Annotated in this window: 11 protein-coding genes and 1 riboswitch; of the genes, 6 read left to right on the forward strand and 5 right to left on the reverse strand. The window is 60.0% G+C overall.

Annotation, left to right across the window (positions count from 1 at the left end):
• The first annotated feature begins 108 nt into the window (after nucleotides 1-108).
• A riboswitch (Fluoride riboswitch) is annotated at nucleotides 109-170 on the forward strand.
• An 88-nt stretch (nucleotides 171-258) separates the two neighbouring features.
• Nucleotides 259-1,992, reverse strand: a complete 1,734-nt coding sequence (locus tag QA646_RS21920) for an adenylate/guanylate cyclase domain-containing protein (protein ID WP_283060349.1) — start codon at nucleotides 1,990-1,992, stop codon at nucleotides 259-261.
• 274 nt (nucleotides 1,993-2,266) lie between these two features.
• Between QA646_RS21920 and QA646_RS21925 the strand changes: the two genes are divergently transcribed.
• The gene (locus QA646_RS21925; RefSeq protein WP_283060350.1) at nucleotides 2,267-3,175 is read left to right on the forward strand and encodes an acetamidase/formamidase family protein; all 909 of its coding nucleotides are present in this window, start codon (nucleotides 2,267-2,269) and stop codon (nucleotides 3,173-3,175) included.
• Nucleotides 3,176-3,207: 32 nt separating this feature from the next.
• On the opposite strand, the gene QA646_RS21930 is transcribed toward QA646_RS21925, so the two are convergent.
• The 3 genes from QA646_RS21930 to QA646_RS21940 all read right to left on the reverse strand — a co-directional run bounded on the left by QA646_RS21930 (nucleotide 3,208) and on the right by QA646_RS21940 (nucleotide 8,045).
• The gene (locus QA646_RS21930; protein WP_283060351.1) at nucleotides 3,208-4,950 is read right to left on the reverse strand and encodes a cation:proton antiporter; all 1,743 of its coding nucleotides are present in this window, start codon (nucleotides 4,948-4,950) and stop codon (nucleotides 3,208-3,210) included.
• 140 nt (nucleotides 4,951-5,090) lie between these two features.
• Nucleotides 5,091-6,137 (reverse strand): NAD(P)-dependent alcohol dehydrogenase, encoded by a 1,047-nt coding sequence (locus tag QA646_RS21935; RefSeq protein ID WP_283060352.1) that lies wholly within the window; start codon nucleotides 6,135-6,137, stop codon nucleotides 5,091-5,093.
• A gap of 444 nt (nucleotides 6,138-6,581) precedes the next feature.
• On the reverse strand, nucleotides 6,582-8,045 hold the full coding sequence (locus tag QA646_RS21940; RefSeq protein WP_283060353.1) for an MFS transporter: 1,464 nt from the start codon (nucleotides 8,043-8,045) through the stop codon (nucleotides 6,582-6,584).
• Between the two features lie 448 nt (nucleotides 8,046-8,493).
• Between QA646_RS21940 and QA646_RS21945 the strand changes: the two genes are divergently transcribed.
• Nucleotides 8,494-9,291, forward strand: a complete 798-nt coding sequence (locus QA646_RS21945) for a FadR/GntR family transcriptional regulator (protein ID WP_283060354.1) — start codon at nucleotides 8,494-8,496, stop codon at nucleotides 9,289-9,291.
• A 119-nt stretch (nucleotides 9,292-9,410) separates the two neighbouring features.
• Here the strand turns inward: QA646_RS21945 and QA646_RS21950 are convergent, their stop codons facing one another.
• The gene (locus QA646_RS21950) at nucleotides 9,411-10,907 is read right to left on the reverse strand and encodes an MDR family MFS transporter (RefSeq protein WP_283060355.1); all 1,497 of its coding nucleotides are present in this window, start codon (nucleotides 10,905-10,907) and stop codon (nucleotides 9,411-9,413) included.
• A gap of 373 nt (nucleotides 10,908-11,280) precedes the next feature.
• On the opposite strand from QA646_RS21950, the gene QA646_RS21955 reads away from it, so the two are divergent.
• The 4 genes from QA646_RS21955 to QA646_RS21970 all read left to right on the forward strand — a co-directional run bounded on the left by QA646_RS21955 (nucleotide 11,281) and on the right by QA646_RS21970 (nucleotide 15,757).
• On the forward strand, nucleotides 11,281-12,417 hold the full coding sequence (locus QA646_RS21955) for an ROK family protein (RefSeq protein WP_283060530.1): 1,137 nt from the start codon (nucleotides 11,281-11,283) through the stop codon (nucleotides 12,415-12,417).
• An 8-nt stretch (nucleotides 12,418-12,425) separates the two neighbouring features.
• Nucleotides 12,426-13,868: a M81 family metallopeptidase gene (locus QA646_RS21960; RefSeq protein ID WP_283060356.1), complete on the forward strand. Its 1,443-nt coding sequence runs from the start codon at nucleotides 12,426-12,428 to the stop codon at nucleotides 13,866-13,868.
• A gap of 94 nt (nucleotides 13,869-13,962) precedes the next feature.
• Nucleotides 13,963-14,514, forward strand: coding sequence for a glutathione peroxidase (locus tag QA646_RS21965; protein WP_283060357.1), 552 nt, complete (start codon nucleotides 13,963-13,965; stop codon nucleotides 14,512-14,514).
• Between the two features lie 181 nt (nucleotides 14,515-14,695).
• Nucleotides 14,696-15,757 carry a class I SAM-dependent methyltransferase gene (locus QA646_RS21970; RefSeq protein ID WP_283060358.1) on the forward strand — a complete coding sequence of 354 codons (1,062 nt, stop codon included), beginning with the start codon at nucleotides 14,696-14,698 and terminating at the stop codon, nucleotides 15,755-15,757.
• The last annotated feature ends 14 nt before the right edge of the window (nucleotides 15,758-15,771 follow it).

Raw genomic sequence — 15,771 nt, forward strand, 5'->3', positions numbered from 1 at the left:
ATCCCGTCTTAAGTTCCGAGGCGGGTTACCCGATGCTCCAAGCTGCACAATGACCAATCGGCACGCCAACTCTGACTCTTATAGAGGACTATCTCGACGTCGATTCATGCAGGACAAGGCGATGGAGTTCGCCTTTAACCGCCCGCGGGGCTGATGACTTCTCAGGGCGGAACGGAACGCCGATGGCGAGAGGACTTTCGAGCTCACCGAAGGCGATCCTCTGCCGATCAGTTTCGGAGCGGGCCCGCGCATCGATGTTTATTTTTCGATGCGCCACGACCCATCCCAATCTTCGGATGGCGGGTTTGCTTTTAGGCTTTCGATGCGAGCCAGCAGAGCCAAAGAAGGTCCGTCACCAGGCATTGCCTCCAGCGACGCCTTGAGTGTGCGAAGCGCATCATCCCATTGGCGTTCGCGATATGCGGCAAGCCCTTCTCGATAAATGTCCCGTGATGCCAACCGTTCCGGGGTCAGTTCGCCATTGCGTCCAAGCACTTCGAAGACGACCTCCGGACGGGTTTGGCCAGCGACTATGATCCGATCGACCTCCCTGAATTCGAGTGCGCTCCCCGCCGCAGCGATTGTTCTCCCGCTTATCAGATTCCGGGTACCGTAAACCTTATTTGCGCCTTCCAGGCGCGAGGCGAGATTCACCACATCGCCCATCACCGTATAACTCATCATGATGTCGGAGCCGATGCTTCCGACCAGTGCTTCACCCGTCGCGACGCCTATCCGCAAATCGCATTTCTCCATCGGCGTGCCGCGGACGCCCAGCAGGTCGGGAACTTCCCGACGCAAGGTCTCGATGCGTTCAACCATTTCCAGCGTAGCCTGACATGCAAATCGAGCGTGATCGGCCTCGTCGACGAACGGCGGCCCCCAGTAGGCCATGATGCCATCACCGATATATTTGTCGATGATCCCGCGGTTGGTTCGGATAGGTTCGGACATGAGCGAAAAGTAGCGGTTCATGATCCGGACCAGGCCCTGGGGCACCAAGCCTTCGCTCAGGCTTGTAAATCCCCTCAGATCGCAGAACAGCACCGTCATGAACCTGCGTTGACCTTCGGTTGCGGTCAGATTTGGGTGATCGATAAGACCTTCCACGACACGGGGATCGATGTATTTGCCAAAAGTTTCCCTTACGCGCTGATTGTCGCGCAACTGCACGACCATCCGGTTGAACGCAGTGGCAAGTTCTCCAATTTCGTCGCGTGTCGTTACATCGATGGATCGATCGAGATGGCCGGCCTCGACCGCCCGCGTTCCCTCCAGCAGTTGCCGGACCGAGCGAATGATGCCACCGCTCACAAGGTTGGCGAAAATCAATCCGAGGACGGCGGCAAGAAGCGTGGCGATCGCGGAGATCAGGACCGCTTGGGACTGTTGTCCCCTAATCGTCGTGATGGCGTTACGGCTCACTTGCAGCATCTCTTCGCGAAGCGCGTCGATCCGTTGAATGAGTTCATCACGCAGCACGTCGACGCGGGAGAGGCGATCTCTCACGGCGGAAAAGTCCCGCGCGTCAAGGAGTGCAAGCAGTTCCCCGGTCTCCTTTCGCAGAAGGCTGCGACCGTCACTCAGCAGACTATCGATCCGGCTCTCGATGCGTGCCAGCGCCGCATTGTCCGAGGGCGTATCCGTATCTGCGATGATCGCATTGATGAGTTCGCGCGCAGCCTGCGCCTCGCGGTCGACTTCGGCGTTTTTGGCATCGTACAGTTGCTTGCGAGCGTTGTATCCTGCCTCGTCGGGCGGGTCCTGCATCTTCGCGATCACCATGCGACGCAGTGCGAGAGCCCTTTCGAGCGACAGAACATGGATCCGCGTCAAATGCTCATTGGCTGGATTGTACCTTGTCGTCAGCTCATCCAGCAGATGGCCCAGCCGCCCGACCATCACCATCGACAGTATAGAAGTTGCCATCATGAGGATGATCAAGCCGGCGACGATCGCGACGATCCGCCTCCGGATCGAGTGCTTGATCATCGAGCCGGAAAGTCTCCTTAGGTTCTGAAGAATGAGAGAATCTGAAATGTCCACTCCCCCGCGCGCGCACTCGATCCCGCCTGGATTGTCGTAGCACAAAACTGCTTATGGTTGAAGGCGAACTCTCGGGGGCTGGCCCTCGCGATCAATTCGAAAAAAAGGGGCGACCGAGCCAAGCGCCGACAATTTGCCTGCTACGACCATTCTGCTCTTTCCGGACGCGCCGAAGCCGGCATAGGGTAGGCGGACCGAATTCCAGACAAGGCTGACGTCCATGGCAACGCACCGCTTTACCCCAACGGCCTATCACAATGTCATCGGCTCCCTTCCCCCGGCCCTGCGCATTGCCGATGGCGACACGGTCATCACCGAAACGCTCGATGCGGCCGGCTATGACAAGGAAGGCGTACAGCGGGCCTCAGGCCCGAATCCGATGAACGGCCCGATTTTTGTCGAGGGCGCGGAACGGGGCGATTCACTGAAGGTCGAAATCCTCGGCATGGTTCCGACGCGCGACACGGGCTTTACCCGAAGCGTCGTTGCCGGCAATGTCGTCGAGCCGGAAGACGTGCGGACGCTGCCGCCGAGCAGCAAGGTCATCTGGCAGATCGATCGCCAGGTGTTGACCGCCCGGCTTGCCGAGCCGGTTGCTGGTCTTGAGTCTTTCGTGCTGCCGCTGTCGCCGATGATCGGCTGCTTCGGCGTCGCCCCTTCCCTCGGTCAGGCCATATCCACCGCCACCAGCGGCGAATTCGGCGGCAATATGGATTACCGGCTGCTTGGACCCGGGACGACGATCTGGTTCCCCGTCTCGGCGCCGGGTGCCCTCTTCTTCCTAGGCGATTGCCATGCCGTACAGGGCGACGGCGAGATCGTCGGGACCGGTATCGAGACCACCTTCGAAGTGACGGTGCGGCTCAGCGTCGAAAAGAAGAAGATCGTCTGGCCGCGTGGCGAAACGGCAGAGGATATTTTCACGGTCGGCAATGCCCGGCCGCTCGATCAGGCGCTGCAGCATGCGACCAGCGAAATGCTTCGGTGGCTCACCTCCGACTACGGCCTCAATAAGACCGCCGCCAGCCATCTGCTTGGCCAGGTCGTGCGTTATGACGTCGGCAATGTCTTCGATCCGGCCTATACGATGGCCTGCCGCGTGTCCAAGGCCTGGCTGCCGAGGCGATAACGCCTCAGAGCCTCTTGAGCCGCCGAGAGGGATCAACTCGCGTCGAGTGACTGATCCCGCCTTTGGCGAGACACGTTCATCTCCTGCCGCTCCTGCGCCAAGCTGCTGACGGCGGCGCGCAGGTGCGGGTGGCGGGACATGAAGAGATTGAAATCGCGGCGCTCCAAGACCAGGAACTGACAGAAATCGACCGCCACCACATCGGCGGTGCGACGCGCACCCGTCAAGACCGCTATTTCGCCGAAGAAAGCGCCGGCGCCGAGAGGTATCTCGTCGTCTTCGAGCTGCACCTCGACCGCACCGGACGCGATGAAATACATGCTGTCGCCCCGATCGCCGGTGCGGATAACACGATCGCCCGGCGATGCCGACCTTGGCCGGAAGAGCAGCAGAAGTTCCTCCTGGGCGCTTTCATCAAGTTCGGCGAACATCGGAAACGTGTCGATCAACTGCTCGATCTCCAGGTGATGCTGACGGTCCCGCTCCTCACGCTGCAGGCTAATGACTGCCAGGTCGCGGCAGAGGCGATCGTGCTTGGCCGCACCATAGCTGGCCATGCGTACCGGCCACCGTGAAAAGGTCAGTTTCTCCAGCCGCTCTATGCCAATAAAAACCACGGGATTGACCGTGATCGACAGAATGGCGCCGGCAAGGATCAGATCCTGCCCTTCGCGCGGCAGAAGGCCCAGCGAGACGCCGAGGCCCGCCAGGATGAAGGAAAACTCGCCGATCTGGGCAAGTCCTGCGGCGACGGCAAAACCCATGCTGGCGGGATAACGCAGAAGCAGGACGACGCAGAAAGCAATCAGCGACTTGCCGAGAATGATGAGAGCGAGCACCCCGAAGACCATCAGCGGTTGGCGTATCAGCACCGACGGATCGAAGAGCATGCCGACGGAAACGAAGAACAAGACTGAAAAGGCATTCTGAAGCGGCAGGGAATCGGCCGCGGCTCGATGGCTGAGATGGGACTCGCTCATGATCAGGCCGGCGAAGAACGCGCCGAGCGCGAAGGAAACGCCAAATATCTCCGCCGCCCCGAAGGCTATTCCGAGCGCGATGGCAAGAACGGAAAGAGTAAAGAGCTCGCGCGATCCCGTCCGTGCAACGGAGGTGAGCAGCCAGGGAACGATCTTGGGACCGATGAAGATAGCGACAGCAGCAAAAGCCGCCACCTTGACGAGGGTGATGCCTATGGTCAGCCCGATCGGCCCGCTGCTTGCGTGGGTGCCCACACCATCATGGCCGCCGAGAACGCCGGCAAAGGCCGGCAGAAGCACGAGCGCCAGTACCATCGCCAAATCCTCGACGATCAGCCAGCCGACGGCGACGCGGCCATTGGCGGAACTGACCAGATTGCGCTCTTCCAGCGCCTTCAGCAGCACGACGGTACTGGCGACAGCCAGGCTCAAGCCAAAGACCAGGCCGGCTCCTATACCCCAGCCCCACAGCGATGCCAGGGCTACTCCCAAGAGGGTGGCGATAGCGATTTGCCCGATGGCACCGGGAATCGCGACACCGCGCACGGCGAGCAAATCAGCCGCCGAAAAGTGCAGGCCAACGCCGAACATCAGCAGGATCACGCCGATCTCGGCAAGCTGCGACGCAAGAGCGGTATCGGCAACAAAACCCGGCGTCGACGAGCCGATCATGACACCAGCAACAAGGTATCCTACCAGCGGCGGCAGATGCAGCCTGTCGGCGAGATAGCCGAAAACGGCCGCAAACACGAAACCGGCGGCAATCAGTGCTATCAATGCGACGTCGTGCGGCACGGCGGCCCTTCCCGTTTTCCGGCGTTGCCGCCTCGTTCCCTCTATTTAATACTAAGCTAGCATCGCTTTTGCGGGAACGTCTACCGATCCGGACACGATCCCGAAAGGCTGAGGTTGTTTTCGGATAAGATCATGCATGCCTACTGATCCAGCACGATTTGCAGCTTCACATCGCTCGGCCGTGCTTCCACGGCGCGGTCGAAGGCTTCGATCGATTGCTCGAACTTGAAGGTTTCGGAGATCAGCGGCTTCAGATCGACGCGGCCGGACGCGATCAGCGCGATGGAGCGCTCATATTGATGCGCGTAGCGGAAGACGGTCTCGATGCGGATTTCCTTGGTCGATGCCGTCGAGACATCGAAACCGACCGGAGCGACCGGCAGACCGACGGCGACGATGACCCCGCCCGGACGCGGCAGTTCCATCACCGTTTCCCAGGCCTTCGGTGAACCGGAACACTCGAACACGACATCGGCGCCCCAGCCGTCCGTCAGACGCCTGACCTCTTCGATCAGGTTCTTCTCGCGGATATTGACCGGGATCACGCCCTGATACTGAGCGGCAATGTCGAGTTTCGGCTGGGCAAGGTCGGCAACGATGGCGCGGGCGCAGCCGCCGGCAAGGGCGGCGATGGCGGCCATGGTGCCGATCGGGCCGGCGCCAAGCACGACGGCGGTATCGCCGGGCGTGATCTTCGCCTTCGTGGCTGCCTGCATGCCAACGGCGAAAGGCTCGACCATGGCGCCTTCGGCAAAGCTGACATTGTCCGGCAGCTTGAAGGTATAATTGGCCGGATGCACGACGAAGGGCGTCAGGACACCGTGGATTGGCGGCGTCGCCCAAAAGATGACGGTGGGATCGACATTGTACATGCCAAGGCGGCTGGCCTTGGAATTGGGGTCGGGAATGCCGGGTTCCATGCAAACACGATCGCCGATCTTCAAATGCGTGACACCGGCGCCCACTTCGACGACGGTGCCGGCCGCCTCATGGCCGAGCACCATTGGCGCATTCACGATGAAGGGTCCGATGCGGCCGTGCGTATAATAATGCACGTCCGACCCGCAGACGCCGACGGTATGAATCTTGATTTTCACCTCGCCCTGCCCGACCTCCTGCGGCAGGTCGATATCGCGCAGCGCCAGCTCATGCTGACGCTCCAGTACCAGGGCACGCACCTTGCTCATCACGTCTTTCCTCTGTTCGGACAGCAAATTCCCGTCCCCGCGCAGCCACAGGGACATTCTCACCCGTTATATAGCCATGACCCTCGTCACTAAACGATCTTTCTGCGAAACAATGAGCAGACGGCTTCAAACAGAACGAACTCCTCACCAATCCAATGAATTAGCTGGTACTTGTTAAAGGCCATTCTATTACGAGTATTGACGAGAGCCTGATTTTATTGCCTTTTAGCACGCACGGAACGGGAGGGCATGTAAATGGTATATGACTGGACCGGTCAGCGCACGCGCCGCTTAAAAATGTTGCGTGCCGCAAGCATAGCAGTGCTTCTTCTCCTTTTGATCGCAGTGCCTGCCGTACTCTTGCGCTATAACCTTATCCACTATCCTTATTGAGCCGCCGAGCGGCGATGCATTCCACCTGCACTCTTCTACCAAGGCGACCGTTCAGGCCGCCTTTTTCGCGTTCGGTTTCGGCTTGCGCGAGACATTGTCGCCTGCCTTCGGATCGAGCGGCAGGCAGTCGAGAACGGCAAGCAATGCGATGATACCGAGCATGACGAAAGCCAGGCGAAATTCGATAGCGGTGATCCCGTCTATACCGAGCGGCGTGCTGATTGCCTGACCGATGCGGATGCCGATGGCGCCGACCGCGATCCCCATCCCCATGGTCACCTGAAAGGCCGTGCTGAACAGCGTGTTCGCACCCGTCATCTGCTCCGGCGGAATATCGGCAAAGGCAATGGTGTTCAGTGCCGTGAAATGCATCGAGCGCAACATGCCGCCGATGAACAGCACGGGGATGATGAACCAGAGCGGCGTGTCAGCCGAAAACAGCGCGCAGGCGGCGATGAAAATGGCGTTGAGGATACCGTTGACCACCAGCACCGGCTTGAAGCCGAAGCGCCTGAGGATGGCCGTCGTGCCCGGCTTCATCGCCAGATTGCCGGCAAAGACCGCAAGAGTGAGCAAGCCGGCATGAAATGCGCTGAGCCCGAAACCGACCTGGGACATCAATGGCAGCAGGAAAGGCACTGCACCGATGGCGATGCGAAACAGCGAGCCGCCGGAGATGGTGATGGCGAAGGTCTGTTGTTTCAGCCCCACAAGATCGATCAGGGGATGATCGGTTCGCAAAAAATGGAAGATGGCGCCCGCAAGCAATACGCTGCCGACGGCAACATAACCCCAGGCTTCCAGCCAGATCGGATCGGGACGGCCGATCAGCTCCAGACCATACATCAGGCTCGCGAGCCCGAAACCGCTGATGACGAAGCCCGTCCAATCGAAGGGCGGTCGTGCGGCATTCCTGGTCTCCGGGATCAGTATCAGGGCAAAGATGAACGCCACCATTCCGAGCGGCAGATTGAGGAAGAATATCCAGCGCCAGCTCGCATGATCGGTGATGAAACCGCCGAGCGGCGGCCCCAGAATGGGTGCCACGAGCGCCGGCCAGGTGATGGTCGCGATTGCCGAGATCAACCGATCCTTCGGCGTATTGTTGAGAACCAGAAGACGGCCGACCGGAACCATCATCGCACCGCCGATACCTTGCAGGATGCGCATGGCGACAAAGGAGCCGACACCATTGGCAAAACCGCAGAGAACGGAGGCCAATGTGAAGACGACGACAGCGGTGGTGAAAACCAGGCGGGCGCCGAACCGGTCACTAATCCAGCCGCTGATCGGAATGAAGACGCCGAGTGTCAAGAGATAGGCGCTCATGCCGATATTGAGATCGACAGGACGGGCGCCGAAGGAAACGGCCATCTGCGGCAAGGCAGTGGCGATGACCGTGCCATCCAGGTTTTCCATGAAAAATGCGCCGGCCACAAGCAGCGCAATCTGCAACGGCCGCGAGCTGGAAGCGTGCACTCCCTCCCCTCGTTTGCGCGTGGAGATATCAGTCATTCACAATTTGCTCCGAATCCGCCTTTTGATCTCCGTTATCTAAACGGTTCGGAACCATTTTCGATAGGCGGAATCGTCCTACCATTCGACGGAATGATCACGTTTCGCTTAACGACCCGTTCAGAACTTGATCGGGATCTGCCGCGGGCAGTTCGGCGCCGGCGCAGACGGTCAGCCTTAGCAAAGCTTCCCACTATAGGCCGCGCCTGATTTCAGTTGGTTTTGCCGAACAAATCGCTCGATGTGGCTCTAGTAGGCATTCGCACACAAGACATGGTAGGGTCATCCGGTCGAGATATGGCGCAATAAGAACGGCTGGATCGACATCGACCAACTATGGACCCGCTACGAGCAAACCAAGAATATCAGCATGAAGCCTCCAAGAGCCCGTCATAAGCTGAAGTTTTCACTCGTATCGGCTCCCCAACAGGAATGAGAGTCCCGGATAATGAAATACGGCATTGGCGCAACGACTGCCTCTCGGCTTAGCCCGGAAACGAAACTGATCGTAACGCAGTCGCCATTCGATGCCTATGTGCGCAAATACGGCACGATCCCGCGGCGGGGCGTCTTCGGCTACTTCGTGCATGAACTCGGCCGCCGCATCGTCGGCGGCGATTACCCCGTCGGCTCGACGCTTCCGAACGAACCGGAACTGGTGGAGCAGTTCGGCATCAGCCGCACCGTGATCCGCGAAGCGATGAAATGCCTGGCCGGCAAGGGATTGGTGGAGATCAAGACCCGTGTCGGCACGCGCGTCAAGGAGCGCTCCAATTGGCATCATCTCGATACTGACGTCATGGTCTGGCACTACGAGACCGGCCCTTCGGTGGAGCTGATGCGCTCGATCAAGGATCTCCGGCGAGTGGTGGAACCGGAAGCGACGGCGCGAGCCGCTGTGCGCGGCACCGCGGAGGATCTCGCCGCCATCGCTTCGGCCTATGACGACATGGTTTCCTCCATCGGCGACGTCAACACGAATGCCGATGCCGACTTGCGCTTCCATACCGCGATCTTCGCCGCCACCCGCAACATGGTCTATGCGCAGCTCATCGATCTGATCGCCGTCGCGATCTATGCTAACCGTGCGCTTTCGAGCCATGACGAAGTGGCGGAAGGCCAGAAGCGCTCCCTGCCCTATCACAAGGACGTCCTGGACGCGATCGTCGCCCGCGATCCCGATGCGGCGCTCAAGGCGTCGCACCGCCTGCTCGATGCCTGGCGCATCGATCGTTATGATTTCTGAGGCGGCAGGACGGCAGAAGCTGATGCATGTCGCGCAAAAGTGTGCGGCGGTTTTGCGAAAACGACATGCAAAAACAAAGAACTAAAGCGTGGGAGCGAATCTGTAGATCGCGACGAGCTTTAGTGCGTCATCGCCTCCTGTACATCCGTCTTCGATAGTTGCTTGCGTCCCGTGTCGTGGGCCACCGGAATGAGCCAGGTGGTCGCAAACGTCAGGATCGCGACGATGACGACGCCCCAGAAGCTCCAGTGCAGGGCCGCATCGAAGACCCCGCGGATCGCCGGGTTACCGGCGAGATCGGAAAGGCCTGTCGGCTGGTTCAGAACGTCATGAAGCTTTGCGGCCAGATCGCCGCTGCCGAAATGAACGATACCGATATTGAGCACGGCGCCCAGGGCGGTCGCGCCGAGCGTATTGCCGAGACTGCGCGAAAAGATGATCGACGCCGTGGCGCTGCCGCGCATCGCCCATTCCACGCTCTCCTGCACGAGTACGATGCTGGTGAGGCTGATGAGCCCCATGCCGAAGCCCATCAGAAAAGAGCCGATACCGGCCAGAACCGGGCTGCTCTCCGGCGTCAGGAACAGCAGGAAGGCTGAGCCGAAGGGGAACATGAAGCTGCCGACGCGCAGCGTCTTGCGAATGCCGAACGTGCGGAAGAAGCGGCTCGACAGCATCACCGCCAACGGCCAGCCAACGATCAGCATCGTCAGTGTGAAGCCTGCCACCAGCGGCGAGCGGCCAAGCACACCCTGTACGTAGATCGGCAAGATGGTCGTCAGCCCGATCAGCGCCATGCCGGCCAGAAGCGTGGCCGCATTGCTGGTCGCGACCAGCCGCCGGCCCCAGAGTTCGATCGAGATGATCGGCTCCGGCGCGCGCCGCTCCTGCAGGAGAAACAGTACGCCGGTGACGACGAAGACGATCGCGAGCGGGCCGAGGATGCTGAAGCTGGAGTTGGTTTCGGTGAGGATCACCAGCAATGAGATGATCGATATCGAAAACAGGATCGTGCCGAGATAGTCGATCCTTGCTTCGCGCGGCGTGATCTGCTCATGCAGGAAGAGCGTGAAGCCGATGATGGTCAGCACGCCGAACGGCAGGTTGATCCAAAAAATCCACGCCCAGGAGACATTGTCGACGATGATGCCGCCGGCGAGCGGGCCGATAACCGCCGACACCGCCCAGACACTGGCGAGCACGCCTTGCACCTTGGCGCGTTCCTCCAGCTTGTAGAGATCGCCGACCACGGTCATCGTCACCGGCTGGATGGCGCCGGCGCCAAGGCCCTGCAGCAGCCGAAAGGCGATCAGCGAGCCCATCGACCAGGCAAAGCCGGCCAGTGCCGAACCGACGAGAAAGATCAGAATGCCGCCGATCAGGATCGGCTTCCGCCCGAAGATGTCGGACAGCTTGCCATAGATTACCGTCGTCGTGGACTGCGCCAGGAGGAAGGCGGAGAAAACCCAGCTATAATAGGTGAAACCGCCGAGCTGACCAACAATACGCGGCATGGCGGTGGCAACGATCGTCGCCTCGACCGCTACCATAAAGGTCGCAAGCATGATCGAGACAATGACCAACGGACGTCTTGAACGATCGGCCGTGCTGGACATGACATTCCTTTCTGACTGTTCCGCCCGGCAGCAAACGCGCGCGGACCGTCAAGACGGCCATGGGCGAACGATAAATTTTGGGATCAACGTCGAAGGATCAAACAACTACAGGGGCGTTGGCCTGCTGAATCATTATAGTAAGCATTGCATACTTACGCCAGCATATGTCAACTGTTTAACACTGGGATGCCTCGTTCCGTGATTGCTCCGGTTTGTAAGCCACCATTTCGAAGCTTAGTCAGGACGTTCAGGAGGTCAATCGACTGGACAATGGATTTAAGTCATTTTCGCAATTTATCACGATTGATTTGTTCATTTTCTGAACTTATCGTCAGGCTAAAATAACAAGGAAATGCCCAGGCGGAACATCGAATTGCTCAACTCTTCGCAGCGACAACTCCTGCGCGTCATCAGCGAATCCGGCCCGCTCAGCCGGACTGTTCTTGCCGCATCGATGGGGCTCAGCAAGGCGGCGATGAGCGGTATCGCCCGCGACCTGATCACGCTTGGCATCCTGCACGAGACCGAGACGGTCTATGGCCAGGGCCGACCGTCGATATTGCTTGATCTGCATCCCGAAGGTGCTTTCTTCGTTGGCATCTCACTGCTTGAAAATCCCGCGCCGATGGTTCTCAGCGATCTCAACGGCAAGATTATCGCCCGCGAGAACATGCCGCTTTCCCGCGATCCGGATATCATAGCGGGTCGGATCGCCGATGCGCTACCGAAGCTGCTTTCCGGGCGGCGGCCAGGCGTGGCGGAGAAATTGTCCGGTCTGGGCGTCGCACTCTCTGGTTTTGTCGATGAGAAACGGGCCAATTGCGTGCAATCCACCTTGCTCGGCTGGCGGGACGTGCCGCTTGCCAAGATCATACGGCAAAAGACCGGCATCGAGACCTTCATCGAAAACGACGCCAAGGCCGTGGCCGTCAGCGAAAAGCTGTTTGGCATCGCCCGCGACATCCAGAATTTCAGCGTCGTCTCCTTTGGCGACGGCATCGGCTGCGCCCATTTCATCCGCGGCAAGCTCTATCGCGGCAATCATGGCGGTGCCGGGGAGATCGCCCATTGCACCATCGAGCCCAATGGGTCGCCTTGCCGCTGCGGCAAGCGCGGCTGTCTCGATACGGTCGCCTCGATAAATGCGATCAAGGACATGTCGAAGGCGGCAGGTCTTTCCTGCACCTCCCTCACCGAGCTGGAGGAAAAGGCATCGGCCGGCAATGCGGTCGCCATCCGTATCCTGCATCGGGCGGGGGGCGCCCTCGGCCTGGCGATCGCTCATCTCATCCAGTTCAATGATCCCGGCATGATCCTGATCACCCATGTCGAAGGCAATTTCGACGGACTGTTCGGCACCGCTGTACGACAGGCGATCGAAGCCAATGTGTTGCCGCGCTATGCCGGCCAGACGCCGATTCGCACGCAACGCGTCGACGGCGACATCTGGGCGCGAGGTGCGGCCAGTATCGCCGCACACAATTTCCTGATTGGCCCCAACCCGAATTGAGGTTTTCCATGCGCATCGCCGTCGGTGGCATTCATATCGAATGCAGCACGTACAATCCTGTCCTCAATGAAGAAAAGGATTTTCGTGTCGTGCGTGGCGAAGAGCTGATGGCCGCATCCTATTTCGCATTCCTCAAAGATTATGATGCCGAATTCCTCCCGACGATCCACGCCAGGGCCATCGCCGGCGGCCCGGTCGCCCGCCACACCTATGAGGCCTTCAAGGCGGAATTCCTGGCGCGGCTGAAGCCGCTCTTGCCGCTCGACGGTCTCTACCTTGCCATGCATGGGGCGATGTATGTCGAGGGTATGGAGGATGCGGAGGGCGATTGGATCAGCGCGGCCAGGGAGCTTGTCGGAGACGACTGCATGCTCTCGGCCAGCTACGATCTGCATGGCAATGTCACCCAGCGCATCATCGATGCACTGGACATGTATTCCACTTATCGCACCGCGCCGCATATCGACGTCGAGGAAACCATGCGCCGCGCCGTGACGATGCTCACCAAAAGCCTGAAGACCGGCGTGAAGCCGATCCTGCTTTGGGCGCCGATCCCGGTCCTGCTACCCGGAGAGCGCACCAGCACGGTCGATGAACCCGCAAAAAGCCTTTACGACCTGCTGCCCGGCATCGATGCCATCGAGGGCGTCTGGGATGCCTCTCTGATGGTCGGCTATGTCTGGGCCGATGAGCCCCGCGCCACGGCGGCCGCCATCATGACCGGCACGGACCGGGCCGTTCTCGAACGCGAGGCAAAACGGCTGGCGCAGGCCTATTGGGATGTCCGCAAGAATTTCGTTTTCGGCTGTGAGACTGGCTCCATTGAGGAATGCGTCGCCAAGGCGATCGCCAGCCCGACGGCGCCGGTGGTGCTTGCGGAATCCGGCGACAACCCGACTGGGGGCGGTGTCGGCGACCGGGCCGATGTGCTCGCGGAACTGATCGCCAGGGGCGCCACTGACGTCGTTTTCGCCGGTATCGCCGATAAGGCCGCTACCGAAGCCTGCTACGCTGCCGGCGTCGGCGCCAGGCTCGACCTTACCGTCGGCGCATCGCTGGACAGCAAAGGCAGCAAACCGGTGAGTGCTGTCTTCAACGTCAAGTTCCTGTTGCAGACCGACGACGCCATGGACAAGCAGGCGGTCGTCTCCGTCGGAGGCATCAATCTCGTGCTGTCCGCAAAACGCCGCCCCTATCACAATATCGCCGATTTCACGCGTCTCGGCCTCGATCCGCATCGCGCCAAGATCATCGTCGTGAAGTCCGGTTATCTTTCTCCGGAGCTGGCTCCGATCGCCAATCCGAACCTGATGGCGCTCTCCCCCGGCGTCGTCGACCAGTTTGTCGAGCGTCTGCCGCGGTTGCGCAAGCAGAGACCGACCTACCCCTTCGACAAGGATTTTACCTTCACGCCTGAGATGGCGCTCTCAGCCCGTTCGGCATGCCGCTGATCGCGAAGCCGCGTCACGCAATCGTGCGGTTGACTTCAACCTCTCGCACGTTGATATCTGCAACCTGTTTTCAAGATGATGTGGAGTGATTGCGATGACTGATACTGTGCTCGAAATTCCGGTAAAGCGGATCGATGGCAGCGAGACGACGCTTGCCGACTATCGCGGCAAGGTTATCATGGTCGTCAACGTAGCCTCCAAATGCGGGCTGACGGTGCAGTATGAAGGGCTGGAAAAGCTCTACGAAGACAAGCGCGACGACGGTCTTGTCATTGCCGGCTTCCCAGCCAACGATTTCAAAGGCCAGGAGCCGGGGACGGATGACGAAATCCTGAGCTTCTGCACTTTGACCTATGACGTACAGTTCCCGATGTTTTCCAAGATTGCGGTGACAGGCGAAGAGCGGCATCCGCTTTACAACAGCCTGATAGCCTCCGGCGTCGAGACGACCGGTGACGGCCCGATGCGCGAGCGGCTTGCAAAACACGGCCTCGAAACCGGGCAGGATGGCGGCATCGTCTGGAACTTCGAAAAGTTCTTGATCGGCCGGGACGGCAAGGTTGCAGCCCGCTTCGCGCCTGACGTTACGGCAGACGATCCGCGCCTGCTCTCGGTCCTGGAAAAAGAGCTGGCCCGCGCCGGTTGAGGCGCGACACAGATTCCAAAAAATACAGCCTTATCTCAATAAGTTACGCCCCCTTCCGGGCAGCGGCGCAAAGCATGCTTAGCCCGGTCGTATCATTGCCTCCCCTTGCGGCCGGGAGTATCTTCCGGCTTTCGAATATATCCGAACCGAGCTGCATCGGTTCGGATGGGAGGAGGATTCCATGCGCGAACCTGATATGCAAAAACTTGACGCCCTGGTTGGACGCCTGGTCGGCGATGTCGGCGCGGCAGTCTCGGGCGTGTTGGTGACCCTCGGGGATCATTTGGGTCTGTTCAAGGCCATGGCGGATGGCACGCCAATGACATCGGCGGAGCTGGCCGACAAGGTCGGCGTGAAAGAACGCTATGTGCGCGAATGGCTGTCGGCGCAGGCCGCGGCCGATTATGTCAGCTATGACGACCAGACCGAACGCTTCTACCTGACGCCCGAACAGGCGATGGTGTTTGCGGAGGAAAACAGCCCCGCCTTCTTCACCGGCGCCTTCGATGTCGTTCAATCCATGTGGATGGACGAGCCGAAGATCGCCAATGCGTTCAAGACCGGCAGCGGCCTTGGCTGGCATGAACACAGCGCCTGCCTGTTCCGCGGCACGGAACGTTTTTTCCGGCCGGGCTACAACAGCCATCTGGTTACCGAATGGATACCGGCGCTGGACGGCCTGCATGAAAAGCTGCAAGCCGGTGCGGCCGTCGCCGACGTCGGCTGCGGCCATGGCGCCTCGACCATCCTGATGGCACAGGCCTATCCGAACTCGACCTTCTTCGGTTTCGACTATCATCTGCCCTCTATCGAGCGGGCGAAAGCCGCAGCGAAGGAGGCAGGTGTCGCCGGCCGCATCACCTTCGAGCAGGCGACCGCCAAGGATTTCCCGGCTGCCGGCTATGATCTCGTGGCGATGTTCGATTGCCTGCACGACATGGGAGATCCCGTCGGCGCCGGCAAGCATGTCAGGGAAAGTCTTGCCGACGACGGAACCTGGATGATTGTCGAGCCCTTCGCGCATGATTGCCTGAAGGACAATCTCAATCCCGTCGGCCGCGTCTTCTACGGCGCGTCGACGATGATCTGCACACCGGCTTCGTTATCTCAGGAAGTCGGGCTGGGTTTGGGGGCGCAAGCCGGCGAGATGAAACTGCGCAAGGTTGCCATGGATGCGGGTTTTTCGCATTTCCGCAAGGCGACCGAAACGCCGTTCAACATGGTCTTCGAAGTCAGGGCATGAGGCCCGCGCCGCGC

The sequence above is a fragment of the Rhizobium sp. CB3090 genome, assembly GCF_029714285.1.
In the GTDB taxonomy this organism is placed as follows: domain Bacteria; phylum Pseudomonadota; class Alphaproteobacteria; order Rhizobiales; family Rhizobiaceae; genus Rhizobium.